Annotated in this window: 20 protein-coding genes and 1 tRNA gene; 7 read left to right on the top strand and 14 right to left on the bottom strand. The window is 55.5% G+C overall.

Translation table 11 applies throughout. From position 1 onward, the window contains the following. Positions 1-229: 229 nt before the first annotated feature. From AC2TEM_RS05955 to AC2TEM_RS05900, 12 genes are all read right to left on the bottom strand, one after another. Positions 230-1,336 carry a transporter substrate-binding domain-containing protein gene (locus AC2TEM_RS05955; RefSeq protein ID WP_170393909.1) on the bottom strand — a complete coding sequence of 369 codons (1,107 nt, stop codon included), beginning with the start codon at positions 1,334-1,336 and terminating at the stop codon, positions 230-232. 43 nt (positions 1,337-1,379) lie between these two features. After that, the gene (locus tag AC2TEM_RS05950; protein ID WP_170422738.1) at positions 1,380-2,642 is read right to left on the bottom strand and encodes a transporter substrate-binding domain-containing protein; all 1,263 of its coding nucleotides are present in this window, start codon (positions 2,640-2,642) and stop codon (positions 1,380-1,382) included. A 22-nt stretch (positions 2,643-2,664) separates the two neighbouring features. Beyond that, positions 2,665-3,444, bottom strand: coding sequence for a protein phosphatase 2C domain-containing protein (locus AC2TEM_RS05945; RefSeq protein ID WP_170422736.1), 780 nt, complete (start codon positions 3,442-3,444; stop codon positions 2,665-2,667). Next, positions 3,444-4,427: an FHA domain-containing protein gene (locus tag AC2TEM_RS05940; RefSeq protein WP_170422734.1), complete on the bottom strand. Its 984-nt coding sequence runs from the start codon at positions 4,425-4,427 to the stop codon at positions 3,444-3,446. The genes AC2TEM_RS05945 and AC2TEM_RS05940 overlap by 1 nt, the downstream gene beginning before the upstream one ends. A gap of 199 nt (positions 4,428-4,626) precedes the next feature. Continuing rightward, positions 4,627-6,810: a serine/threonine protein kinase gene (locus tag AC2TEM_RS05935; protein ID WP_170422732.1), complete on the bottom strand. Its 2,184-nt coding sequence runs from the start codon at positions 6,808-6,810 to the stop codon at positions 4,627-4,629. Between the two features lie 340 nt (positions 6,811-7,150). Continuing rightward, positions 7,151-8,440 carry a dynamin family protein gene (locus AC2TEM_RS05930; RefSeq protein ID WP_170422730.1) on the bottom strand — a complete coding sequence of 430 codons (1,290 nt, stop codon included), beginning with the start codon at positions 8,438-8,440 and terminating at the stop codon, positions 7,151-7,153. Continuing rightward, positions 8,437-10,479, bottom strand: a complete 2,043-nt coding sequence (locus tag AC2TEM_RS05925) for a dynamin family protein (RefSeq protein WP_170407302.1) — start codon at positions 10,477-10,479, stop codon at positions 8,437-8,439. Before AC2TEM_RS05925 ends, AC2TEM_RS05930 begins: the two co-directional genes overlap by 4 nt. A 68-nt stretch (positions 10,480-10,547) precedes the next feature. Next, positions 10,548-11,411 carry a hypothetical protein gene (locus tag AC2TEM_RS05920; protein ID WP_170393923.1) on the bottom strand — a complete coding sequence of 288 codons (864 nt, stop codon included), beginning with the start codon at positions 11,409-11,411 and terminating at the stop codon, positions 10,548-10,550. Between the two features lie 22 nt (positions 11,412-11,433). After that, positions 11,434-11,835 (bottom strand): hypothetical protein, encoded by a 402-nt coding sequence (locus tag AC2TEM_RS05915; protein WP_170393925.1) that lies wholly within the window; start codon positions 11,833-11,835, stop codon positions 11,434-11,436. Between the two features lie 25 nt (positions 11,836-11,860). After that, positions 11,861-13,510 carry a dynamin family protein gene (locus tag AC2TEM_RS05910; RefSeq protein ID WP_170422728.1) on the bottom strand — a complete coding sequence of 550 codons (1,650 nt, stop codon included), beginning with the start codon at positions 13,508-13,510 and terminating at the stop codon, positions 11,861-11,863. Between the two features lie 8 nt (positions 13,511-13,518). Beyond that, positions 13,519-15,519 (bottom strand): dynamin family protein, encoded by a 2,001-nt coding sequence (locus AC2TEM_RS05905; protein ID WP_170393929.1) that lies wholly within the window; start codon positions 15,517-15,519, stop codon positions 13,519-13,521. 2 nt (positions 15,520-15,521) lie between these two features. Next, on the bottom strand, positions 15,522-15,935 hold the full coding sequence (locus AC2TEM_RS05900; protein WP_170393931.1) for a hypothetical protein: 414 nt from the start codon (positions 15,933-15,935) through the stop codon (positions 15,522-15,524). A 768-nt stretch (positions 15,936-16,703) separates the two neighbouring features. On the opposite strand from AC2TEM_RS05900, the gene AC2TEM_RS05895 reads away from it, so the two are divergent. Next, a tRNA-Leu gene (locus tag AC2TEM_RS05895) sits at positions 16,704-16,788 on the top strand. 50 nt (positions 16,789-16,838) lie between these two features. Here AC2TEM_RS05895 and AC2TEM_RS05890 read toward each other — a convergent pair. Next, positions 16,839-17,456 (bottom strand): TetR/AcrR family transcriptional regulator, encoded by a 618-nt coding sequence (locus AC2TEM_RS05890; protein WP_170407287.1) that lies wholly within the window; start codon positions 17,454-17,456, stop codon positions 16,839-16,841. Positions 17,457-17,617: 161 nt separating this feature from the next. Here AC2TEM_RS05890 and AC2TEM_RS05885 point away from each other — a divergent pair, with 161 nt between their 5' ends. The 5 genes from AC2TEM_RS05885 to AC2TEM_RS05865 all read left to right on the top strand — a co-directional run bounded on the left by AC2TEM_RS05885 (position 17,618) and on the right by AC2TEM_RS05865 (position 22,161). Beyond that, positions 17,618-18,547, top strand: coding sequence for an AEC family transporter (locus AC2TEM_RS05885; protein WP_170393935.1), 930 nt, complete (start codon positions 17,618-17,620; stop codon positions 18,545-18,547). A gap of 102 nt (positions 18,548-18,649) precedes the next feature. Continuing rightward, positions 18,650-19,483, top strand: coding sequence for an S-formylglutathione hydrolase (fghA, locus tag AC2TEM_RS05880; protein WP_170422726.1), 834 nt, complete (start codon positions 18,650-18,652; stop codon positions 19,481-19,483). A 3-nt stretch (positions 19,484-19,486) separates the two neighbouring features. Then, positions 19,487-20,947: a Si-specific NAD(P)(+) transhydrogenase gene (sthA, locus tag AC2TEM_RS05875; protein ID WP_170407278.1), complete on the top strand. Its 1,461-nt coding sequence runs from the start codon at positions 19,487-19,489 to the stop codon at positions 20,945-20,947. After that, positions 20,944-21,399 carry a YaiI/YqxD family protein gene (locus AC2TEM_RS05870; protein WP_170393941.1) on the top strand — a complete coding sequence of 152 codons (456 nt, stop codon included), beginning with the start codon at positions 20,944-20,946 and terminating at the stop codon, positions 21,397-21,399. The genes sthA and AC2TEM_RS05870 overlap by 4 nt, the downstream gene beginning before the upstream one ends. 141 nt (positions 21,400-21,540) lie before the next feature. Next, entirely contained in the window at positions 21,541-22,161 is a 621-nt protein-coding gene (locus AC2TEM_RS05865; RefSeq protein WP_170422724.1) for an HAD family hydrolase, read from the top strand. A gap of 1 nt (position 22,162) precedes the next feature. Here AC2TEM_RS05865 and AC2TEM_RS05860 read toward each other — a convergent pair whose 3' ends face one another. Beyond that, positions 22,163-23,404: an MFS transporter gene (locus AC2TEM_RS05860; RefSeq protein WP_170422722.1), complete on the bottom strand. Its 1,242-nt coding sequence runs from the start codon at positions 23,402-23,404 to the stop codon at positions 22,163-22,165. A 148-nt stretch (positions 23,405-23,552) separates the two neighbouring features. Here AC2TEM_RS05860 and zapE point away from each other — a divergent pair, with 148 nt between their 5' ends. Further along, the gene (gene zapE / locus AC2TEM_RS05855) at positions 23,553-24,611 is read left to right on the top strand and encodes a cell division protein ZapE (RefSeq protein WP_170422720.1); all 1,059 of its coding nucleotides are present in this window, start codon (positions 23,553-23,555) and stop codon (positions 24,609-24,611) included. Positions 24,612-24,652: the final 41 nt, after the last annotated feature.

The following is a 24,652-nucleotide window of genomic DNA, read 5'->3' as shown; positions in this document are numbered from 1 at the left end:
TTATCGTTCACGCTGAATATTCGGGGATTCCCGTAGACGGCCGCCTTTTATGAGCGATTAAGGATAAAAATAATCATTATGTATGTGCAAATAAGACCAAATGCTGACTGCGCCACGTCTGAGACCTAGTCAGTTGGCTTTGCCGTTATCATTGAAGATTCTGACCCACCGACAAAAAAAGGGCCAGTCCGAAGACCGGCCCCTAAGAAAGGTCATAACGACCGAGGGATTAGTTTGATGCTGCGTTCAGCTTTTCATTTTGTTCGCGCAGCGTGTCGGAAATAATCGCGTACCATTCGCCGGATTCGCGCATCTCGATCAAACCCTTGTTCATCATCGCGATGTACTCGCGCGCGAATGGATTGGTGCGGTGTGCAAGGAAGCTCATCGAAGACAGTGTCGAAACATACGGGTTCTCAACAATATCCGCCGAGGTCAAACCCATGTCTTTCATTGTCGAGGCAAACAGATCGACTTCGAATGCAGCCACATCTGCCGTACCGGTCAACACGGCATCGAGACATTCGCGGGCCGAATTGGGTTGGACTACAGTTGTGTTCTCGCGGTTGAGCCCTTGTTCTTCCAGCACCACCATGCTCCAGCCTGCCATGCGGCAAACGGTCGAGCCCTCAAGGTCGGAGAAATCTGTCGCCTTTGCGTATTCGCTTTCAGGCAAAGTGAAGAAACCACCGACAATGTCATATACCGGAACCGAAGCGACAAATTGGGTACACCGGGCTTCGGTCTCTGCAGACCACTCATAGGAGCGGTTGGTACAATCCGGAACAGTCCACGCGATCGAAATATCAAACGCACCCAGTGGCAACAGTGTGTCCAGATGCGAACTCCAGTCATCTACAAAGCTGACCGAGAAATCGCGGCTGTTACCAGCACGCTGAAGGCTTGTCGTCGCCAGACGGGTCATGATGCCACCGCCGCTCAGATCTTCAGTAGTGAACGGTTCCCAACCGTTGCCAGCGACCATCTTGATCGGAGGCGCGTAGACATTCGAGCGCTTGACGCTTGCAGCACGTTGTTCTTCTGCCGCGATCAGTTCTTGCGCGCTCTGACCGTTGGGCAGGCTGCCATCCTCACAGGGCAGCGCCAGTACCAGACCGGGGGTTAGCGAACCGGGATTGGTGATTGCATTGCGGTTAGCGTTAAAGATCGGCTGATAGTTTGAGGTGCCGTAGGCGGCAATGGCGATGGTCGCCAATGTGTCACCATCCTGAACCGTATAGTTGGAGCAGGCCTCTTGAGCGGCGGCTGCACCTGCGCTCAGGGCGGTGAAGGCTGATGCCGACAGTACTGCTTTCTTCAATTTCTTGTTAAACATGTCCACTTCCTCCAGACTTTGTTTCGTTGGGCCAATCAAGGCCTTAGCCATTTTCCATTTGATAGCGCAGTGCGGTAGATACGATGTCGCGCCACTCGCCTGATTGCTGCATGATCGCCAGACCCTGGTTGAGCGTCTCAAGGATCGCTTCCCCATCCGGATTATCTTTGTGGGTCATGACGTTAAGCGACTTGATTGCCGCTAGGTTGGGGTTTTCGATGATCTGATGTTCGTAGCCCAGACGCCCGATTGCTTCGACCGCCAGATGCGCTTCGATCGCGACAATATCGGCTGTGCCATCCATGACTGCGCGAAAACAATCATCGGGTGAAACGGGGCGCATCAAAGTGATTGCAGGCTCGTAAAGACCAACTGCATCCATATGCGACAGTGACCAACCTTCCGGCCTACAAATCGTTGTGCCCGCGAAATCTGCATAAGTCAGAGTCTCTTCGTAACCCGAACCGCTTTTTGCGAAGAACGTATCAACGACCTCGTAGAATGGGTTTGAGAAATTATAGGTTTCGCACCGTGAACGATCATTTTCCGACAACGTAGCGGCTTGTTCACAGTTCGGCCGCGACCAAGGGAATGTGGCGTCAAAGGCGAGAGTCGGCATCAATAGGTCCAGATGCGACGACCAGTCATTAACGAACTGAATCTTGTAGGACTGCTCGGGCGCGGCCCGCAGCATCGCGGTTTCAACCAGGTTGGTATAAAGCCCACGATTTGGCAGCGCTTCATCCGTAAACGGGGCGTAGTTACCACCCGTGATCAACAAAATCTGACGGTCACGAATTTCAGGGCTTTCGCCACCATCCGCGTTGCGGATCAATGCGGCACCTTCCGCACGCGCTGCTTCGATCTCTTTCTTGGCCGCAGCCTTGGCCGCGACTACGGCTTCTTCGCTGGTCTTTTTAGCTTCGGCCTCTGCAGCGGCCACGCGGGCTTCGGCCTCGGCAATGGCTTTTTCAGCCCGTTCCTCGGCAGCTTTGACCAGTTCCGAGGCCATTTCGGCAGCCATGCGGCCAGCTTCGGTATCCGGCAGTTGCGCCGCGCGCCCGATATCTTCAAGACAAGGGAAAGTCAGAACATCACCGACGCGAATGATATTGGGGTTCGACCCGATCGTATCCCGGTTCGCATCATAGATGATCCGGTAATCTTCCGTCGCGTAGACGGCAATTGCCAGTTCCCGCAAGCTATCACCGGGCTGGATTTCATAAGTCGAACACGCCTCTTGCGCCGATGCTGCACCTGTTGCAGCAGCAAGAGCGAGGGTGGATATGATAAGATGGTTTCGCATTTTGTCCTGTTTCACTGCCTGTCTAAGTCTGTGCCGGTTTGACCACGGCGATTGAAATGTTGTCCTGATCCGGGTCTGCCTTTGCATGCAGTGCTTGAAGCAGCGCATCAGCAATATCGCGAGCCGGGGAATGAATATGCGTGCGCACCAGCGTTTCGATCTCGGAATTGCCGAGATATTGCAGGCCATCACTGCCAAGGATCAGTACATCTGCCGCAATCAGCGCCAATGGTTGTTCCGGACAATCCACTTTTGGAATCGCAGCCCCCATGATCACCGAAGTCAGTTGGTTACGATCCGGATGGCCCCGCGCCTCTTCCGCGCTCAGTAATCCTTGTGCGAGCTGTTCGTCGATCACCGGGGCCATCGAGTGATCTTCGTTGACCTGTGACAGGGCATCATTGCGGAACAGGTAAAGTGGACTGTCACCGATCGAGATCCAGAATACGCGTTGATCCAGCATCAACATGCCCAGAAGGGTGGAGCCCAGATTGACCTCGTTTTCCTCACTATGGCTCGCCATAGCGGCGTTGGCCTGCATTGCGGCCAACGGCAGAGCGTCGAGCAGTGCGCTCTCAGCAAGGTCGGGCCCATCCAACTGGGCATCCATCGCATCGCGCCAGGCTGAAATGACCAACTGCGAAGCGACTTCACCCGCTTCATGGCCGCCCATACCGTCGGCAATCACGACATAACCCGCGTCTGCCGCGTCAGAGACCCGCGCAGCAATCGCGTCTTCCTGCGAGTCGCGCTGACCCTGGTCCAGGATCAGGGCAATATCATATGCAGGGGTAGCCAGCATTAATCGGCATCCCGCCAGTCAAAGCCGTCATCACAGAAAGCGGTGAAGCGGATCGAGGTTTCGCTGATCCGGATCAGATCGCCGCTGGACAAGGCTATGGTGCTGAGCACAGGCTTGCCATTCAGGCGCACCAAGTTGGCCTTGCCGCCATGGCCCAGATAGCATTTCCGGTCCTCTGGGTCATATGCGATGACGGCGTGATTGCTGCGAGAGATCCCGGTGTCGCCGAAATCCAGCTGAATAGCCTGATCGTCATTCCGACCGATCTGCATCAATCCCTCGGTCAAGGTAATCGCGGCACCCCGACCCGGTCCGGCGGTCACGACCAGCCAGCCAACCGGGAATGTCTGTTCGGCCGCTTCTGTCTTTTCAACGGGCTCAGCTGTTTCCATCAGCTCCTGAACATGCGTGTCTGCACGCTCGAAACCCAAAAACGTCGTCTTCACACGAGAACGCCGATCTTCAGCCGGTGCAGGTGCAGGTGCAGGTGCGACCATGGCGGGTTCCGGGGTTACATCAACAGGCTCCGGTTCCGGTGTGGGTTCTGCGACGATTTCCACCTCGCCCGCAACTTCAGATACGACTTCAGGTTCGATGGCGTCTGGTTCTTCTACGGTGACTTCGGGTTCATCGTCCTGAACCTCGTCTTCCGCAGTCAGATGAAGCGTGACAATCTGTTCATCTTCTTCGACCTCTTGAACCTCGGCCACTTCTTCTTCGGTCGCCTGATCTTCGATCTGGTCTTCCGTAAACTCGGGCATCGGTTCTTCGGGGATCAGTTCGTCTGCTTCCTCGTAGCTGTCCGAGCTAACGTTTCCACCCGCAAGGGCCGCGCGCAGGGCGTTGAAATCCGCAATCGGAGCAGCGCTTTCTGTTTCGACCGCTTCCGCAACGGTTTCGGTTTCGGTTTCCACCGCATCTTCTTCTTTCGGTTTTCCGGCACCTTCTAGAAGCCGGCTCAGAGGGCTTTTGTATTTGAACATGGTGTCGTCACCTTCTTTGATTTCTGATGCGGGGTTTTACCCGCGGGACTGCTACAAACCGCTTCGCCGTAGGCGCAGGGCACTGATGAAGAGGAAACAGAGAAACATTTACGTCGCGACGGGTTGGTCCCCGACGGGGTGACGCGATGGGCGGCACCCCCAGCACACTGACCTGGCGATAGTCACATCAACTGGGCGATCACTCCTGCGTTAGTTGCATGACCGCAGTACTTTCAGCTCCGTTGCGCAGAATGCTTAGGCGCGCCTCGGGTTGGTTGTCGGAAACAAGTTGAGCAAGGATGCCGTCCAGACTCTCGGGCTCATTGATCGAGACACCAGTCTGTGTTTCGCGCAGCAGCACATCCCCCCGCTGCAAACTGCCAGCAACTTCTTCCGGAACAGATGCGACGACGGTTTGCCAACCTGCCTCGCCCGCATGAGCCACATCAAACGAATAACCGTTCAGAAGGCCAAAACTGCGGAAGGCGGGCAGGGCCAGCAATCCATTCTGCGCGCGCGTTTCGCCCAGACTGCGATAGCGCGCTGCTACACGGATATACCCGTCTGGGTCGACCGAGAAATTATCTAGAACATACGATGCAAGCGTTGTGTCCGGACGAATAGGTTCACCATTCAGAGTAAAAATCGTAGCGCCCCGTTCGACCCAATCCCCGATCACCGACCTATCTTGACCGGCGTTCAATCCATTGATGGCAATGACACTCCCGGTCGAGCTGCGACGCTTGGACATCGTGAATGGAATCTCAATATCCCAGTGCCCAAATGCGACCTGGTTTTCGGCTAGATTTACCGGCGTCGCAGGTGCGATGGGTGTGATGTCTTCAACCGTAGGTTCCGTCACTTCAGGTTCCACTTCTTCAGGTTCCACCAAAGCGATTTCTTCGGGTTGCTGCTCTGACACAATGGCGGCTTCCGGCACCTCATTAGCCTGCTCGACAGGTTGTTCCTGCGCCGCTTCTGGTTCTGATGCCAAAGCGACTTCGGCCTGTTGCGGCTCTGTTGTGGCTTCGGCGGTCTGCTCGACGGGTTCCGGAGCTGCTTCTGCGGGCACCGGAGTAGTCGGAACCTCTGCAGTCACCGGAGTTGCCTCGGGCGATTGCTGATCGCCCGTCATTACGAAGTATCCACCTCCGGCCAGAGCCGCCAATACAATCGCGATACCCGCGATCATCTTGCCACTGCCGCCCGAGCCGCTTTTTACAACGGTGTCGACTGCAGCAACGGCCTCGTCCTGAGGTGCAAATTTAGCAAGAGTGTCTTCCGTTTTTTCCTCGTTCCCGAGGGCCAGATCAGAGTTCCCGGCCAGCAGCGCGGTCACGACGGCCTCCGCATTCTCGCTTTCGGCTTTGATCCGTTCTTTTTCGGCCTCTTCGTCTTTGCGATCCATGCCAACAATGACCGAAACAGGGCGATACGCGAAACTGTCGAACATCACACCGGGACCACGGAACATACGCAGCCAGTCCAATGCGGTTTGCACACGGTCAGTGGCGTGCACTTCCATTGCTTTGTCGATCGCCTCAAGGAACCCGTCAGGATAACCTTTGAATCGCCCTGTCAGCGGTTCATAAGGATCGTCTTGGCCGTTGTTGAACGCATTCAAACGTGTCTGGCCATCAATCGGTCGCTCGCCGCTGATCGCATGATACAGCGTTGCAGCCAGTACATAGAGGTCACTGCTGGGGCCCTGATCCGCGCCACGCACATAAAATTCGTGCGGCGAGTACCCGTCCTTAATCACGCGCAGCGTCAATAGCGCCGCTGACTTGTGTGCCGCCTGCTCGCGTGCTGCGCCAAAGTCGATCAGGATGGGTTCGCCATTCTCATCGATCAGGATATTGTCGGGTGAAATATCGCGATGTAGCATGCCGCTTTGGTGAATGAACGACACCGCAGACAGCATTTTTTCGGTGACCTGAACGATAAAGTCCGGTCCGCTCTTGTTTTCGGGTTTTTCGACATAATCCAAAAGATCGCATCCGCGGATCAGGTCCATCGCGATATAAGCGGTGTCGTTGTCCTCAAACACCTGATGCACGTCGACGATGTTGGGATGAACCAGCCGCGCATGGTTGCGTGCTTCCTGAATGAACAGGTCGATAATGGAGCGCAGGTCTTCTTTGTGGTCAGGGTTGGCAGGTTCGACCAGATCACCATTCCGCTGACAGAGCGCCCCCGGATAGCATTCTTTGATGACCACATCGCGATCCAGACTATCGCGCGCGAGATAGGTGATCCCAAACCCGCCGTTGCTTAGGAACCGGAGGATTTCATACTGTCCGCGCAGCAGCTTTGCACCTGGCTGCAATCCTTCGATCTGAGGTTCGTCGTGCGTTGCGCCGACCGCCTGGTTGTGGCTCATTTCTTCCCGCCCATTCTACTCGTTTATTGCGGCATAGATAACCAGGGCTTCAGCCCGCGAACTCACAACCAAACACAACCGCAGGACACTTAAGACGGTTAGACGTTTCAAATTTGACTTTATTGGGGCCGCCTGATGGCTTCACTATGGATCACAAAAATCGAAATCGCCTATATAGCCAGTCCAAACCTTCACTACACTATATGTTGTGTTTGCCTGATGAAAGAAATGGATTCTATACCGCCGAAATAGAGGCTTGGTCCACGAATTCGAAACAATATCGCGGCGATTCCGAACGCTTCGAATCGCTGCGATGCGGCTCAATTCAAGCGGGAAAAACTTATGTGCCGGTTTTTGGGGGGGCCGACGCAACAGAGCTGCCCGCCCAAGCCAGATTGTCGCTGAGTTGTGCGAGAATGCTTATCGCATCCTTCAACGGTGCGTCCCCGGTTTCAAACTGCAGCAACAGCAACAGGTCAGTGGCCTTTTCAAACTCGGCCGGAATCCAGTCTGCTTTGGGATCGATTTCGGTACCAGATTCTAACCTTTCGGCAAAATCCTCGACGATTTCCTGACAGCTTTGCAGGAAGGCCGCCGGTTCAATATCCGAGCTTTCACGCAGATCGTTGTAAATGCTGGCGATGGCCGCAAGCCAGTCTTCAAGGATCGGATTGTCCAGGGGGGGCAGGGCGGCCTCTAGGCTTGCCTGCACAGTATTGCCGTCGGCCTCAGCGCCATCTGTCGAAGCCGCACCAGTAAGGTTCTCCAGATAAGGCATAAACTCTTCAGCCAGATCTTTTTGGGCGACCTCAAGATCATGGCGACGGTGATCAGAGGCTATGTGCAAAACCTGTTCTGCCAAGTTCTGCCCGCCACAGGTTTCCCACAAAGCAAAGTCGGGTTCAGGCTCTTGTTCCATGGCCCGTACCGCTACCGGGGTGCCGATGGTCACAACCGCTCGAAACAAATCGCCCTTCTCCTTGTTCAGGCGTGCGACTACCCGATCCAGAGCATCCCGCACCGGAGGCAAATCGGCATGTGTTACAGCCAACAAGCTGTTATTGCGCAGCTTTTGAGGGACCTGCGACCACAAATGGCGTTCGGTTTCACGCCAGGCGTTGGTGCCATTGGTGCACCAGATCGCACAATCCACATAGTCGAGCAAATTTAGAGTCTGTTTGTAGGTATCATCCAGTGCACCGGCACCGGGCAGATCAAACAGCGAAATCTCCTGCAGGGCAGGGGTGTTCAACCCGACCGAGATGAAATCGGGTTCGTCCGCCGCTGCCTTTTCCAGCGCTATACCCGAATAGACTTTGGGTTCCTTGTCCCACCAACCAACGGTTGTCTCAGGCGTATCAGCATAGGCCACGATCACCAGGGGCAATTTCAGATGCTGCGGCCCGGTGGGCAGAATGTCTGCCCCCGCCAGCATGTTGGCAAGGCTGGACTTTCCGGCTCCAAACTCCCCGGCAAAACCAATGGAAACCGCGTTCGAAAGCCGCTCGGCATGGGCCAGCGCGCGGGCGCGCATATCATCCAGCTCTGCCGATGAGGGTGCATTTTCGGTGGCGGTCAGGAAACGCTCTAGCTGGCGCACTTCCTTCTCGGTTCCGGGGAATTCAATCATTCTGCGGCCTCTGCCTGTCGAGTGTCCACGGGTGCAGTTCCGTGCACCGCCCCTAGTTCATCGCTGATGCGCCGCGCTTGGTCAACCGCACGTTGCGCTTCGGCGCGCGCGTTCGACCCATCGGGGCCTGCGCGATGTTCCAGATGCCCGGCCAGCAGCGCCATATAATGGTCAAGAACGGTTTTCATCCGTTCGATCAGGTCGCTTCTGGCGGTATCTACAAGATCGTCTCCGATCATCTCAAACTCTTGAACGATCATCCGTTCGGCGCGGTTCAACACACTGCGACGCGATATCAGTCGCGACAGCCATGTCACACGCAACTCAACCGTAATGCCACGCGTCAGCGCGCTTGTATTCGGACGGAACCAACGCACCGCGCTGGTATTCATGCGATTGTCCACGGGCTCCTGCCATCCGGGCAAGGCGCGCAAAGCAGCATTGGTCTGCATATCGATTGCGTAAAGCTCACTAAGCATACGCTGCCGCACCACCTGGGTCGCGCCCTGAACAAGCTCGCGCATCCGCTCACGCAGAGGCGTAAAGTTGAGCTCGGTATCTCCGTCCTTGGCCAGCAAAGGCGATTGCCCATCAGGGCCGCGCACAACGATCGAGACAGCCTCGGCGACGGTGTCATCCATAACACCTCGCAAATTGGCCAGTACATCGTCCATATCATTGGTGATGGCCTTGGATTTATCTTCAACTAGCGCGCGCAACTCAGAAAGCGTTTTGTTGTTTTCTTCGACATCCGCTGTGTCGGGACCATCCTTTTCTTCAATCGCACGAAGCCGTGCAGTGCTGCGCTCAAGCTCACCTTGGGCAAAACTGTTGAGGTGCTGCCACGCAATATTAAGCTGTTCTTGGCGCGGTCCTTCGGTCAGGGCTTTGGTCACATGACGGCGCAGATCGGGCAGGCCCGACGCGATCATCGCGGCAAATCGCAATACACCTTCGCGGCTGATGGGGCCGGGACCTTGTTTGATCTCTTCGACGCCGTCAAGATATTGCTTCATCTGTTCGGGATGCGCCCTCAACCACGCCAATATCTGATCATGGTCGATTCCGGTTTCATCCCCGGTCAGCGCATAATGGGCCCATTGGGCGCTGCCCATCAGAACGTCAATCTCCGAGTTGCCAAGCGCCTGTTCGAGCCCATCCAATACGTCAGTGCGCACCTTGCCGGCATCTTCGGCGCCACCACCCAATTCGTCCACGCGGTTGATGAAGACCACGATCTGACCAAGCTCTAGCGCTTGCATCAGGCGGAATAGCTTCAGATCGGCCCGCGACAACGCCTGATGCGCAGACAGCACGACGACGAAAAAGTCGGATTCCTTGAGATACTGGCGCGAGATCTCTTCACGGATCAGCAGCGGGTCATTGACACCGGGTGTGTCTGTGACTGTCACCGGATACGGAAAATGGCCAATGTCAAAATAGACCTCGGCCTTACGGGTGATGTCGCTGTAAAGGCCCCGATCTGAACCGGGGTCATACTGGTCTTCATCTGTCGGGTCATCCCCGGCACAGACATAGCGCGCTAGGTCATCCGAGGTCAGTTCATCCAGATCGTGATGCTCGCCAAGAAGGTGTTTGTAGCTTTCCCCCAAGCGTAGCTTGGCGCGGGTTTTCATTGCCTCGACCTGCTCTTCGATCATCTCGCGCTTGTAGCTGTCCTCTTCATCAGGGAACATGTTGCGCAACTCTTCACCTTCGGCGATCAGGGCCTGCCATTGGCGATTGTCGAAGAAATGAAACTCGGCGCCCGACGTCCGACCGGACGGATGACCGAAATGCATGTCGGTGATCACTGTCGTCCATGGGTTCACGTCCGAGGGTAGATATTCTGCATGCCCGGTGAAACCGTTGATCAAGCGCGATTTTCCGGCCTTGATTTGACCTACGAATGCTATCGAAGGCTTGAGGTTCGACAAGTCGTCAACGATGCGCGAGATGAAGTGACGCGTTTCGTCATTGCTCGTCCCGTTCATGTCTTCTGCGATGCGAATAAGCTCGCGGCGGTTTAACTCACTCATAAGATTTACCCTGGTAACTCGTATTTTTTTTAACTTTGCAAAGTGGACACTATTTGGCAGGAACGCGGTTATTCAACGGCGCTATTCAATGTTTTCCATAGGTTGACGACAGCGCCCAGCTTGCGGGCGTCATGAACGGCGGCGGCGGTTTCCTGACCGTCGCACAAGATGGCGAGACCCGCGCCTTGTCCACCTGTCGGGCGAATGACGATCAGCTGTGGATCAGTTAAAGCATCGGAACCATCGGCCTGCCATCCCGCCAGATCCCGGGTGAATCGGGCCAATATATCCGTGTCCGGATGTGCGTCTTGGCCCTGCGCACACAACCCGTCAAATTGCATCTCGTCTTCAGTCGACCCAATCAGTATTCGACCTAATGCGAACCGATCCGCGCCCTCAAAGAATTTACCGGCAATACTGGTGGCGCCTTGTGACGCAGTTTCTGGCTGGGCTTCTGGTTCTAAGGTCTGGTCGGAAACGATGGCCATGCGCGGCTCTTCGATTAGTTCAATCCGCGCGCAGGCCGCTTCGACCTCCGAAAAGGTAACCCCTACGTCATCAGCCTCAAGCGCCGTATCCGGGCGCAGAGAAACCAACTCAAGCGGGCCGGGTGCCGTTGCAATTTCCGACACCACTTGCGCCAGTCGTTCGATCAGTTTTTCGCGTGCTTCGGTTTCAAAATCCGGGACAGGGCCCGAAGCACAGCGGAATACGTCGGTGACCCGAGAGCTGTTGACTTCGATAGCCAAAGTTGCCCCGTCAGCCGCCGTAAATTCCAAACGCCGAGGCAAGATCGTGCCCCGGATGGCCCCCAGCACCTCATTCCGGCGTAACAGTGCGCTGCTACCCGATAGGTAGATTGCAGGCGATAAGCGCGCGACCGAAGTCCGCCCGATCCCTTCGAGCATATCCAGTATTTCACTATCCATCATGCGTGACCCCCTCTGGTCCCGTCTACACCGCGGCCGCCACCGGCCCGAGGCTGAGATGTGATTTCGTAAGCGCCAGCCCGACATTCGCGCTGTCGCGGCAGATATAGCATACCACGTGATCAGGATATTCTGTTGTCCTGAGAAAGATGTGCAGCCGGTCGTTTGAGAACACCGCGATTTCCCCAAATCCGGGGTGTTCAGTATCGTCGATTTTTGCCGCACGCAGAAGTTCTTCGAATCCCTTCATACCGCGTCCCTGAAACAGATTAGCTACTGCAAGTGCGAGATTTTCGAGCGCATCAGCGCTGTCTTGGTCCGACGCGTCGACGCCCAATAACATGCCGGTCTCCATGTCGACATACCCGGCTGCGATGCAGTCGGGTATGGTTTCGATGGCCGAAGCCAGAGCAGATTCAATCGACATTCAGATGCCCACCTTCAGGTTTAATCTAAATCGCATGCCACTCCGCTCCGCCGTTTTTGCGAGCCTCAGAAACGGCGCGCGGTATGTCTTGATTCCGCTTAGCGTCATGTTCCAACGCAATCTGGTCAAACTCGGACAAGAATGCTGCAAAGGCGCTTTTCAGGCCATTTGCATCGTCAGGCAGGTTCTCACGCGCCACGATTTCACCCCACATTGCTGCAGCACTGAGTGGCGTTTCTATGAGGCGATCGCCCAAATCATCTGCCTTGTCATCGGCTGCATCTTCAATCTCTTCGGCAGCAGCTTCACCCACCATTGATACGACGCGGTTTGGAGCCAGCGCATTCGATTCGGGCTCCGGTTCATATTCGTCTGCCGAGTTTTCCGACTGTTCCGCCAACAGGGCCGTAATCGACGAAACCGATACTTCGATATCTGATGATTCTTCGGCGTCTTCCGACGGCTCTTGTTCGGTGTCCGCAGCTTCGACTGCTTCCGCTTCGTCCTCTTCTTCGCCCAAGACGATCAGTTCGGCATCTTCCTGCTCTTCCTCATCATCGTCATCCATGAAATCAAACTCATCCACGTCGGTGATGGGGTTTGCCAAGAGGTTCAAATCCAGCGGATCTTCCGTCTTGTCAGAGAACAAGGCACGTAAGTCTTCATCAGCAGGCTCCGCTTCGGTCGCCATTTCCGCGCGCATCCGCTCGGCTTCTTCTGCATCAATCCGCGCCTGTCCGGATTCCTCGGTGCGACGCTCCACGCGGGCAGGGCGTACCGGGAAACTTGTAACCACATCATTCTCGGCAGAGCCATCTTCCATCGGCGTGACAAGTTTCAGCGGTGCATCGCCAGAGGTTTTCTCGGGCCGCGATGGCTGAACTTTGGGTGCGTCTGACAGGGATTTGTCAATTTGATAGCGCGACAGCATATCCGCACGGCTGTCCATGATCTGCTCAGTGATCTCAAGGAAACTGTCGACCATCTTGCCGCCGCCGCTGCGTGACCACAACTCGGCGTCGCCGGTTTTGTCACGGGCCATGATGGCATCACGGGCCGAGAACAGGATCGTGCGATTGAACAAATGACCCGCTTCCCGATTTACACGGCGTAAGACCTTTTGACGGTCTTTCTGATTCAAGGCATCTGCGCGCGTTACCAATAGCAGCGACTTGTGCTGCAGACGTTCTGGCAGCGAAACCCAAGTGGCACGTTCAGTCTCCCGCCAAGCTTGGGTCGAGTGCGTGCACCACAACACACCATTGGCCTGGCCAACTGCGCGTTGCCAGACATCCGTCGAAATCTTCGGGTCCGAAATGCCGGGTGTGTCGATCAGGTCGACCGCCTCAAGAATGTCGGCTTCAAGGAAGATGCGAATGAACTGGGCGTCGTTGACACCAACCTGTTCAAGCTGATCCAATTCGATATTCTGCGTACTACCATCATGGCGTTTGATATAGGCGGGTCGATTGCCCCAGCTGAACCAGATCGGCGGCAGTTGCGTCGCTGTGACCTGCGTCGGCAGTGCCTGTTTGCGCAGCAGGAAATTCATCAACGTCGATTTGCCTGCACTGAATTCCCCCATGAGCGCAAACACAGGTTTGCGGCGGGACCACTGCTCGATGCGGTTCCAAGCCTTGGGAGAGACGAAGCGGGTTTGTGATTCTTTTACCATAACTCTTCTTATGCTGCTTCGTTACTAAGGTCTTTCAGGATATCGCCCAGAATATCGTCACGTGATTTCTGCGGCTTCTGCTCGGCCATCTGGGCCGCAGCCCTTTCAGGCGATTGCGAGATGCTGAGCAGCGTGTCCTTCTGTTCGGCAATAAAGTCGGTCAACGTGGCCCGCACGTTCTCTAGGACTGCGGCGATCTGGTTTTCCTCGATGTCTTTGGTGATCGAGTTCGCCTCGGACGCGATCAGTCGCGTATAATCTGCGGCATAGGCTTCGAACCCTTTGCGGCGTTGCCACCAACGTCGCCACCATGTGCTCTGCAGGTCCAGTGCGATTGTGCGGCCAATCCCTAATGGCGGGGGTACACGCGGCACGATCGGAGCTTCAATGTTGAATTCACCCAAGTGGTTGCCCAGCAGCTTCTGATACAGTGCCTCCACGTCCGCTGCAGCAGCCGAATACAGAGCACCGGCATCCTTACGCATGGATCGGGCAAAGCTGAAATATGCCGCCTTCTGCAAGGTGCGCAGACCTGCTGGATCATATTGCCATGTACCCTGCTCACCATTCTGTTCCAGATGTGAGATCAGAGAATCCGTCGCACGTTTGACAAAATTTGCTTCTGCGGACGCAAGTCGCTCTAATACCTTGTCGCGCAGCTTGGTTGTCAGTTCCGAGGCTTTCTTTTCGTACTCAGCCGAAACCTTTGCGATCGCTTCTTCGGGCGACGCACCGTCCAGATCCCGAACGATACCGTCGGAGTTTGACAGCGTCTTGGCCACTGCAGTAGCCCGGATCTGGCTGGCGATGTTGCGCGCCCGATGGCGAACGCGATCCAAAAGACGCGTTCCTGCACCCTCAGCGATACGCTCATTCATGGCGAGCAGCAGATCAGGCAATCCTGATAGCGCCCAGATCTTATCCAGCGATGCAGCCTGATCGCCAAATCCAGCCGCCAGATAGAAGGTGTTCAACGCCTCGCGCGATTCCTCAGTTAGAATGTCCGGGTTTCCGGTCAGCGCAGCCTCGGCCCACAGAGCGCTGCCAAAAACAACGCTGGTGTTGGCGTCTATGTTGTTCTGTTTCAGTGTGTCTTGAATACGATCACGTATCTCAGGCACTTGATTGACCGGGTCCGACAATTCATCGATGCGGTTCACGAACAGGATGATCTGGCGGTTCTCGAACTGCGCGATGATCCGCATTAGCGCCATGTCCATCGTGGTCAGCGCCTGGCTGGCAGCCAAAACAACAACACACACCTCTGATCCACGCAGGCTGCGTAGGGTGATTTGTTCGCGCACCATAAAGGTATCATTCACACCTGGGGTATCGCAGAGCTTGAGCGAGATCGGATATTGCGGGATATCCATGAACAGCTCGGCCGATTTGGTCACATCGGCGAAACGACCCGTCTTGGGGTCGATATCCGGGTCATCCTCATCCCCGAGGCACACATACCGCTGTATCAGTTCATCATCGAAGTAATCATACTGGTGGCTCTGACCAAGAATCAGGTCAAAGTGCTTCCCAAGCCGCTCTTCTGATTTGGCCTTCATCTCGCCGATTTGACGGCGAATATCGTCCATCTCATCATCGGCACCGGCTCGATTGGCCAACTCGCCCAGACGACCGCCGCCAACCATCAGATTATCCCATTCTTCCTGCTCGAAGAATGTGAATTTGGAACGGGTGTCGCCTTCTGTGCGGGTGTTGATGTTCAGCGTTGTAACCACCGAGGTCCACGGGTTCACATCCGAAGGCAAAAGATTTGGCCGCCCGGCCAATATGTTCACGATTGAGGATTTGCCGGCCTTCACCTGCCCCACCATCGTGACGCTGGCGGTAAAATTCTCCATTTTGGTCTTGAGCGCAGCCAGCCGTGCGGAAGACCGCGCATCCGCCACCTCTGTCAATTGGTCGATCTGTGTCGTCAACGAAGTCATTGCCTCTGTCATCTCAGACAGGGACTCGTTTCCGACAGACAGAAGGTGGTCGTTACGCGCCATGGTCAGCCTCCGGTACCAGTTGCAGCGATGTGGTTCCCTGCCCCGTCAGGCAGGCTTGCAAGCGTGTCGATTCGTGCGATCAGGTCCAGCGCGTTGCCGAGGATTGCGGCCTCGGTTCGCGGTGAAATCGATTCATATGCGAAAGAATCAGCCAGAACTTCGATTGAACTGAAGCCTTCACCATTTTCCAAACAAGCCACACGGCGTCCGGTCGGAAAATCATCTGTTTTGTTGGCAGGCAGCGGCATGCGGGCATTAGCCAGCAAGTAGCGATTGCCCGAATGCGTACGGAGAGCGACGCCGAATCCTGTGCCAGGGTGCTGACGGTTCAGGGTTTTCAGTTCGCCAATAAAGCTTTCACGCGCAAGGCTGACAGCGTCTTGCTCGGAAGCAACGGATTTGATCTGGTTGGTCACGACAGAGACCCTTGTTCTGGAGTTGAGCAGAAACTCGCACGGTGCCAGAAGGCAAAAAGACTCATTAACTCCTGCGCCCAATCAATTACGATTACCGCGGTGTTATTTTGACGCGAATAGGATATTTTGGCGTTTGAAATGTGGCACAATTATGATGGCGTCTCATAGAAAAACCTCAACCTATGAGAGTGTAAGCCACGACGTTGACGAGTTGTCCAAGTTTTTATGGCTTTGATTGCTTGTTAAAAAGTCCGAGGTTCCGTGGCGTCAAGGATTTACATGCTGCTTCTTACTTTTTTGAAATATATAGAATTAATTTCTATTTCTGTGATCGAAGGAACCTCTGATTGAAATTCGATACGAAACCACTCACCTCAAGTTACACTTTTTTGAAATGTGCCCCACACAAAGCAATCTCTGAGCGACTCAACGTATGCGAGTTTAAGATAAAGAGAAAAATTGCGATAAATGTTCGCTAAATGGAAACAAAAAGAAGGACCAGAAAACGGGCCTTCACACAGGTGAAATTACGACCAAAACCAGCACCTGAGCACTGTTCGTGCTGAAAAGACTGGCCAAACCGCATTCTCACTGTCCAAGGCACGTTCTTTAACATTTGGCACATGCGAGTTCTGGTTAAACTTACTTGGGCAAAAGATTGTTTCCAGCGAGACGATAATAAACTGCCCTCTCGCTTGATTTTACCTCTCGCACTCATTCAAAAGCTTTGCTATTCAGCGCGTCGTCGCGGTGCTTCGGCATCGGGTTGCGGGTGTGGCGAAATTGGTAGACGCACCAGATTTAGGTTCTGGCGCCGCAAGGCGTGGGGGTTCAAGTCCCTCCACCCGCACCAACACGACTTCTTACCATCAATGTGACTTATCGCTGGCGAACTTACGCAGTTCAAACGCCGTAGCGGGCCATAAACATGTCGACGGCCTGCAATGCGACCTCGTCGATTTCGTTCTGGTCAAATCGATTTTGGATACCGAACGCCGCGCGGCCCCATAGTCGGACTTTGCACAGTTCAGAAAACTGCTCGGCCGCGATGTTGACGTCTTCAACCGCCAACTCACCTTTGCTAACCGCCTTGGTCAAATATTCGGCCATCTGGCGTTGGCCGTTCCTCGGTCCTGCTTCATAAAACGCTTTACCAAGCTCGGGGAATCGGTCGCGCTCGGCCACACATATGCGAAAGACCTGTTGCGCGAAGTCCGAGACGAGAAAAGCCGTAAGCTGAGTGGCTGCTATCGTCAGCACCTCGCGGGCTGGCTTGGTCTCATCGATCATCGACAGGATGCGCTCGGACATCAGGCGACATTCGGTCTGGGCAACCTCGGTGAACAACAGTCGCTTGTCGGGGAAATAGCTGTATAGCGTTGCCTTCGAAACACCCGCCGCACGCGCGATGTCATCGACGCTTGCACCTTCAAACCCATCCGCCATGAAAACCTCTCGGGCCCCACGTAACACCTGGTCGAATTTACGGCCTGTACGCAGGATGGTGGCGGCTTGGGTCATGGTGTCTCCGGATTGCGATATCCTGCAACACTATAAACCGTTCGGTTCAGTTTCAACGCTTTTCACTCCGATAGCGGTTTTGGCACAACGTTACGGCTTCAATCGTACCGCCGACCGTGCGTCAACCTTGCGAGCCAGACCAGCCATGTTAACACGTTGCCATGGTCGAGATATTTCTGCGCACTCTCCCCTTTTTCGCAATCATCGGCCTGGGGTTCTGGGCCGGACGCAGCCGGTTTTTCCCTCCCGAGGCGACAGCATATCTAACCAAGTTCGTGTTTTTCTTTGCTTTGTCGGCTATGCTATTTCGGTTTGCCGCCACCCTGCCCTTTGCCGAAATTTTCAACGGTCGGCTGGTGATCGGGTATCTGATCGGCACTGCTGGCGTCTATGCGCTGGCGACGGCTATCGCTTATCTCCGAGGGCTGGACATCCCCACCGCCGCGGTCGAGGCGCAATGTGCTGCTATTGGCAATGTTGGGTTTCTGGGCCTGCCCATGCTTGCGCTGTTATTCTCCGAAGCCGCCATTGGTCCCGTGATGTTGGTGCTGACAGTTGATCTGGTTGTGTTTTCCTCATTGATCGTGATTCTGATCAACGGTGGCCGCGATGGTCGGCTCAGCCTGGGGACGATGCGCCTGATCGGGATTGGCCTGCTGAGAAACCCCATGATCTTGTCAATCTCCGCCGGATTGATCTGGTCTGCGTTAGAGGTGCCTGTACCAGCCCCGCTTAATGATTTTCTGACAATTCTGGGCGGTGCGGCTACGCCGGGGGCGCTGTTTGCCATCGGGGCGTCACTGGCAGACAAATCGGCCGAGCGCATCCAGATCGCGGGCTGGTTGAGTTTTTGCAAACTGGTGCTGCATCCGTTTTTCGTGGCACTTATGGTGATTTGGCTGATCCCGGTTGCCTCATTCCCTGCGATGGTCGCAATCGCGGCGGCGTCTTTACCAGTTGCAGGCAATGTTTACATGCTGGCCGCGCACTACGGTGTGGCCCCGCAACGGGCATCTGCTGCCATCCTGTTATCTACCATCGCCAGCATTCTGACCGTCCCGCTGGCGATAGGATGGGTCAGCGGATTCTGATCTTCACCTTTTCGAAAAATGAGCTTTCCAGAGGTGGCTGCACTTTACGCCGACGCTGCAGACCGGTAGCCATGGCCCGGAAACAACGTAAGGATCAGCTTGATGGAAACCCTTTCGGAAAATGCCTGTTTTGGTGGTGTGCAGGGCGTTTATCGCCATGCTTCCTCGGCCTGCAAATGTGATATGACATTTGGCCTGTTTCTTCCAGCCGAAGCCAAGGACGGCCCCGTTCCTGTTCTGTGGTACCTGTCGGGCCTGACCTGCACCCATGAAAATGCCATGACGAAGGCGGGTGCCCAGGGCTGGGCGGCCGAACAAGGCATTGCTCTGGTATTCCCCGATACCTCGCCACGCGGCGAAGGTGTGGCGGATCACGAGGACTATGACCTTGGCCAAGGTGCAGGGTTCTATGTCAATGCCACGCAAGGCCCTTGGACGCCTCACTTCAACATGTGGGATTATGTTGCCGAAGAGTTGCCGGCCCTTCTGGCCAAGAACTTTGCGATTGATCCTGATCGTCAGGCCATCACAGGACATTCGATGGGTGGGCATGGCGCATTGACGCTGGCGATGAACCTGCCCGGGCGTTACCGCTCTGTTTCGGCCTTCTCGCCGATCTCGAACCCCATGGGGGCGGATTGGGGCCGCAAGCAACTCAGCGCGTATCTGGGCGATGATGAGACCGCATGGGCCAAGCATGACGCGTCGGCGATGATGAAAAGCACAGGCTTTGACGGACCGATCCTGATCGACACCGGTGCAAACGATCAGTTTATGGATCTGTTGCGCCCGGAGGCACTGGCGCAGGCAATTGCCGAGCGTCGCCAGCAGGCCACTTACCGACTGCAGCCCGGCTATGACCATTCCTACTATTTCGTGTCCACCTTTATGGAGGATCACATCACCTTCCACGCCGAAGCGCTGTATGGGGACTGAGGCATGAGCAAATATGACTATGACCTGATCATCATCGGCTCGGGCCCTTCAGGCCGGGCAGCGGCGATTCAGGCAGGCAAATTGCAACGCCGGGTGCTGGTGATTGACCGCAAAGACCGTTTTGGTGGCGTTTCGGTACATACCGGCACGATCCCATCGAAAACCTTGCGAGAGACGGTGCTGAACCTGTCAGGCTGGCGCGAGCGCAGTTTTTACGGGCGTTCTTACCGGGTCAAGGATCAGATCAGCGCAGAGGATCTGAAAGCACGGCTGCACATGACACTCGATCACGAGGTCGATGTGCTGGAGCATCAGTTCAACCGCAACCATGTTGAAACGCTGAACGGGTTGGCGACGTTCACGGGGCCACACGAGATCGAGGTGGCTACGGATGCAGGCGAATCCACGCGTCTGACAGCAGCCAAATTCCTGATCGCCACCGGCACCAAGACCTACCGGCCAGATTACGTGCCTTTCAATGGCAAAACTGTCGTCGATGGGGATGATTTCCTTGAGATGGAGGAAATCCCGCGTTCGCTCTGCGTGATCGGTGCGGGCGTGATCGGCGTTGAATATGCAACCATGTTCTCGGCGCTTGATGTCCGGGTGACGTTGATCGAACCGCGCGAGACGTTTCTGGATTTCATCGACAAGACACTGATCCACGATTTCACACATCAGATCCGTGAAAATGGCGTCGATCTGCGGTTGGGTGCAGCCGTCGAGAAAATAGAAGACGCCAGTAGCCATGTTGAGATCACGCTGGACAATGGGCGGCACGTCCGGGCCGAGATGCTGCTGTTTGCAGCCGGGCGGATGGGGGCAACCTCGGCGCTGAACCTGGATACGGTTGGCATTGAAACGGATCATCGCGATCGTATCAGTGTGGACCGCAAGACCTATCAGACCTCGGCGCCGCATATCTATGCCACCGGAGACGTCATCGGGCATCCGTCGTTGGCCTCAACTTCGTTGCAACAAGGGCGGGTCGCGGCCTGTCATGCGCTGGAGACTCCAACCCTGCCGGAAAGCCCCTGGTATCCGTATGGGATCTACTCGGTCCCCGAAATCTCAACCTGCGGGATGTCCGAGGAAGAACTGCAGGAGCGTGGTATTCCCTACGAAGTGGGCGTGGCCCGTTTCCGCGAAACCTCACGCGGGCACATCATGGGGTTGGAGCATGGCATGCTGAAAATGCTATTTTCGCTCAAGACCCGGCGGGTTCTAGGTGTGCAAATCGTTGGCGAAGGGGCAACCGAGCTGATCCATATTGCGCAGGCGGTGCTGAACCTGAAAGGCACGGTGGACTACTTCGTGCAGAACACGTTCAACTATCCGACCCTTGCCGAAGCTTACAAAATCGCGGGGCTGGATGCCTTTAACCGGATGCCAATTCCGGACGAATTCAAGGTGCGCAAATCGACCCCAAAGGCAAAGTCAGCGCCAAAGGTCAAAGAGGCGTGACGACGCTATACATCGACGGTGATGCCTGCCCGGTCAAGGCCGAGGCTGAACGGGTGGCAACCCGGCACAAGGTGCCGATGGTTCTGGTCTCAAACGGAGGGCTACGCCCTTCTGCCAACCCGTTGGTGCAGGTAGTGATCGTCGCCTCGGGAGCAGATGAGGCGGATAAGTGGATTGCCGAACGCTGCGGCACCGGCGATATTGTCGTTACCTCTGATATACCGCTGGCCGCCAAGTGTATTGAAGCCGAAGCACGCGTGCTTCGGCCCAGTGGTGAGGCTTTCACTGCGGCCAATATCGGTCAGCAATTGGCAATGCGCGATCTGATGGCGGACCTTCGCGCGGCAAACCCGCTGGGGACAGGTGGCGGAGGAAAACCATTTGGCAAAGCCGACCGGTCGCGTTTTCTAGATGCGCTTGAGCGCGAGATACGCGCTGCCCTTCGCAGGTAGTGCTCCTGCCGGTCAGAGACGCATCAAAGATGCATATCCTTCCGATGGGCTGGGCAGCGCGTGCCGCGCTGCGGTTGGCGCTTGCATCTCTGACCTGCGATTGGTTCAGTCGTTGTGATTGAACTGGTATGGGATTAAGTCATGGCCGTTGAAGCCGTCATCTTTGACATCGGAAATGTGCTAATCGAGTGGCAGCCCGAGCGCTATTATGATCGGGTAATCGGCGAGGATCGTCGTCGCGCCATGTTTGACGAGGTCGATCTGCATGGGATGAATGATCTGGTAGATCAGGGCCATCATTTCACGGATACGATTTACAATTGGGCGGACAAGTACCCGGAATGGCGCGATGAAATCCGAATGTGGCATGACAACTGGATCGAACTGGCCGCGCCCGAGATCCCACATTCAGCGCGACTGCTGCGCGCGTTGCGGACCAAGAAGATCCCGGTCTTTGCCCTGACGAATTTTGGGGTTCAGAATTTTGACTATGCCACTACTGTTTATCCGTTTCTGAATGAGTTTGATCGTCAATACGTCTCGGGTCGGATGAAGACGGTCAAACCTCATATGCCAATTTACGAAATGGTTGAGGCCGATTGCGGCATCCCTCCCTCGGCGCTTTTGTTTGCAGATGACAGGATCGAGAATATCGAAACAGCAAGGGCGCGCGGATGGCAAACGCATCACTTCATCGATCCGCAGGGTTGGGCGGATCGATTGGTTTCTGAGGGGCTGCTGACCGCTGAAGAGGCCGCATAGCTCAGGCTGTCACGCCGGTTGGTGAGCGATTTTCGCGGATGGGCAGGTGAATGATGGCGCTGAACGCTCCGATAGCGACGCCGATCCACCAAACCATGGTGTAATCACCGAATTGGTCGTACATGCGCCCGCCTAACCAGATGCCCAGAAAACTGCCGATCTGATGGCTCAGGAATACGATCCCGTAGAGCGTGCCCATGTACCGCAGGCCATAGAGATGTGCGACAAGGCCAGATGTTAGCGGTACGGTCGCCAACCAGAGCGACCCCATCACAAGCGAGAATGCGATCACGGACAAGGGCGTGATTGGGAACACGATGAAGGCACCTGCGGCAAGCGTTCGGCCGGTGTAAACCGCCGCGAGCAGGTACTTCTTCGGAAAGTGATTTCCAGCCCATCCGGCCAAAAGGGTTCCGCCGATATTGGCCAACCCAATCAACGAAATCGCAATCGCCCCCAAGGCTGAAGTTGTGGTGATCCCCATCGAATGTAAGACGCCTCCGGGTTGGATCGGGCCGCACATCTCGGTGACGAAGGCGGGGAAATGGGCTGTGACAAAGCCCAGTTGATAGCCACAACTGAAAAAGCCGATCGCAATCAGCGAATAAGACGGGTCGCGGAATGCCTTGGACAGGATCTGCCCCATACTCTCCTCTAGCTCCGTCCTGCTGATGGGCTGAGGCGCGCGCATGAATGGCAATGTCAGGATCAATGCAAGGATAGCCACTGCAAAGATCAGGAACACTTGTTGCCAGGGTAAGAAGGTCAGAAACCACTCTGCTGTGGGTGCGCCAATGACTTGCCCGAAACTGCCCGCTGCGGTGACAATCGCCAATGACATCGAGCGGTTCGCATCCGACGAGGCACGACCTACGACCGCAAGGACCACGCCAAACCCCGTCCCAGCGATCCCGAAACCCACGAGCCAGGCATACATCTGATGTTCAAACGGGGTAACGGACCATGCCGTCAGGACCATTCCCGCCATATAGGTCAGAGCGCCCAGAACGATGGCGCGCCGATCACCTATCTTTTCCGCTATGGCACCAAAGATCGGCTGGCCGATCCCCCAAGCCAGGTTTTGTATGGCGATCGCCATCGAAAAATCGCTGCGTAGCCAGCCGAACTCATCCGCAATCGGTATCTGGAACACACCAAAAGAGGCGCGTACAGCAAAACTGACTGTAATTACGATGCAGCCGACGATCAGGATCGGGTTCAGCAAACGGGTGGATTGCGACATTAAGGCTCCGAAGATTGGTTCCAGCAGACGTTAGCGGTACAACTCGGCGCGTCAATTCAGGAGTTTTGTGACGCCAGTTCAGCAAAATTGATGTGTCTGGAAAAAAGGTTTCTTTTCAACCCACGAAGCGATCGGTATGGCTCAACTCATGACGGTTCTAATTTCGCACTATGAAGATCTTATTGCTGATGGGACACTGACCCGGGACGACGCGCAAGAGGCTGTGCTGCCCCGGTTTGAGCGCATTCGGGCAGCCTTGGCCGAACCGGTTAAGCGTGGATTTTTCCGCAAAGCGCCGCCGCCACCCAAGGGTTTGTATCTTTGGGGAGGTGTTGGGCGCGGCAAGTCGATGTTGATGGACATGTTTGTCGAGACATTAGGTGAAATCCCAGTTCGACGGGTGCATTTTCATGCGTTCATGCAGGAAATCCATTCCGGTCTGCACAAGGCGCGTGAAGACGGCGTTGAGGACGCGCTGGTCCCTGTAGCCGATGCAGTCATCAAATCGGCGCGGGTGCTGGCCTTTGATGAGATGCAGATCATCGATATCACCGACGCGATGATCGTGGGGCGGTTGTTCGATCTGCTCCACAAGGGTGGTGTCGTTATCGTTACGACTTCGAACAGGCATCCGGATGATCTATATAAGGATGGGTTGAACCGGCAGCTTTTTCTGCCTTTCATACAGCACATCAAAGAGCAACTGGAAGTGTGGGAGTTGGTTTCACCCACGGATTACCGGCAGAACCGACTTGAAGGCTCGCCGGTTTACTTCACCCCCATTGGGCCCGAAGCGCGGGAGAAGATTCGTGGGGTTTGGAATGATCTGTCGGGTGGACCGGCAGAAGAGCTGGCCCTTCAGGTGAAGGGTCGCGAAGTTGTCCTGCCCGCCTTTCGCAACGGCGTTGCACGGGCCTCGTTTTATGACCTCTGCGGACGAATGTTGGGTCCGGGAGACTACCTGGCCATCGCAGAAGCACTGAAGGTATTGGTTCTTGAAGACATCCCGCGTTTGTCACGCAATAATTTCAATGAGGCCAAGCGCTTCGTCACCCTGATCGATGCGCTTTATGAGGCGAAAGTTCGGCTGATTTGTTCCGCCGCCGCAGAGCCTGAGATGCTCTATGTCGAAGGGGAAGGAACTTTTGAGTTTGAGCGTACGGCCTCGCGCCTGCGGGAGATGCAAGACAAGGATTGGGGCAGATAGGGGCTGCTGCCCTGGCGCAGAATCTTTTTCATCAGGCGGAG

It is taken from the genome of Ruegeria sp. HKCCD3925 (assembly GCF_057221175.1).
The sequence above is the reverse complement of the archived record's forward strand: the minus strand, read 5'-3'. Positions and strand labels throughout refer to the sequence as shown.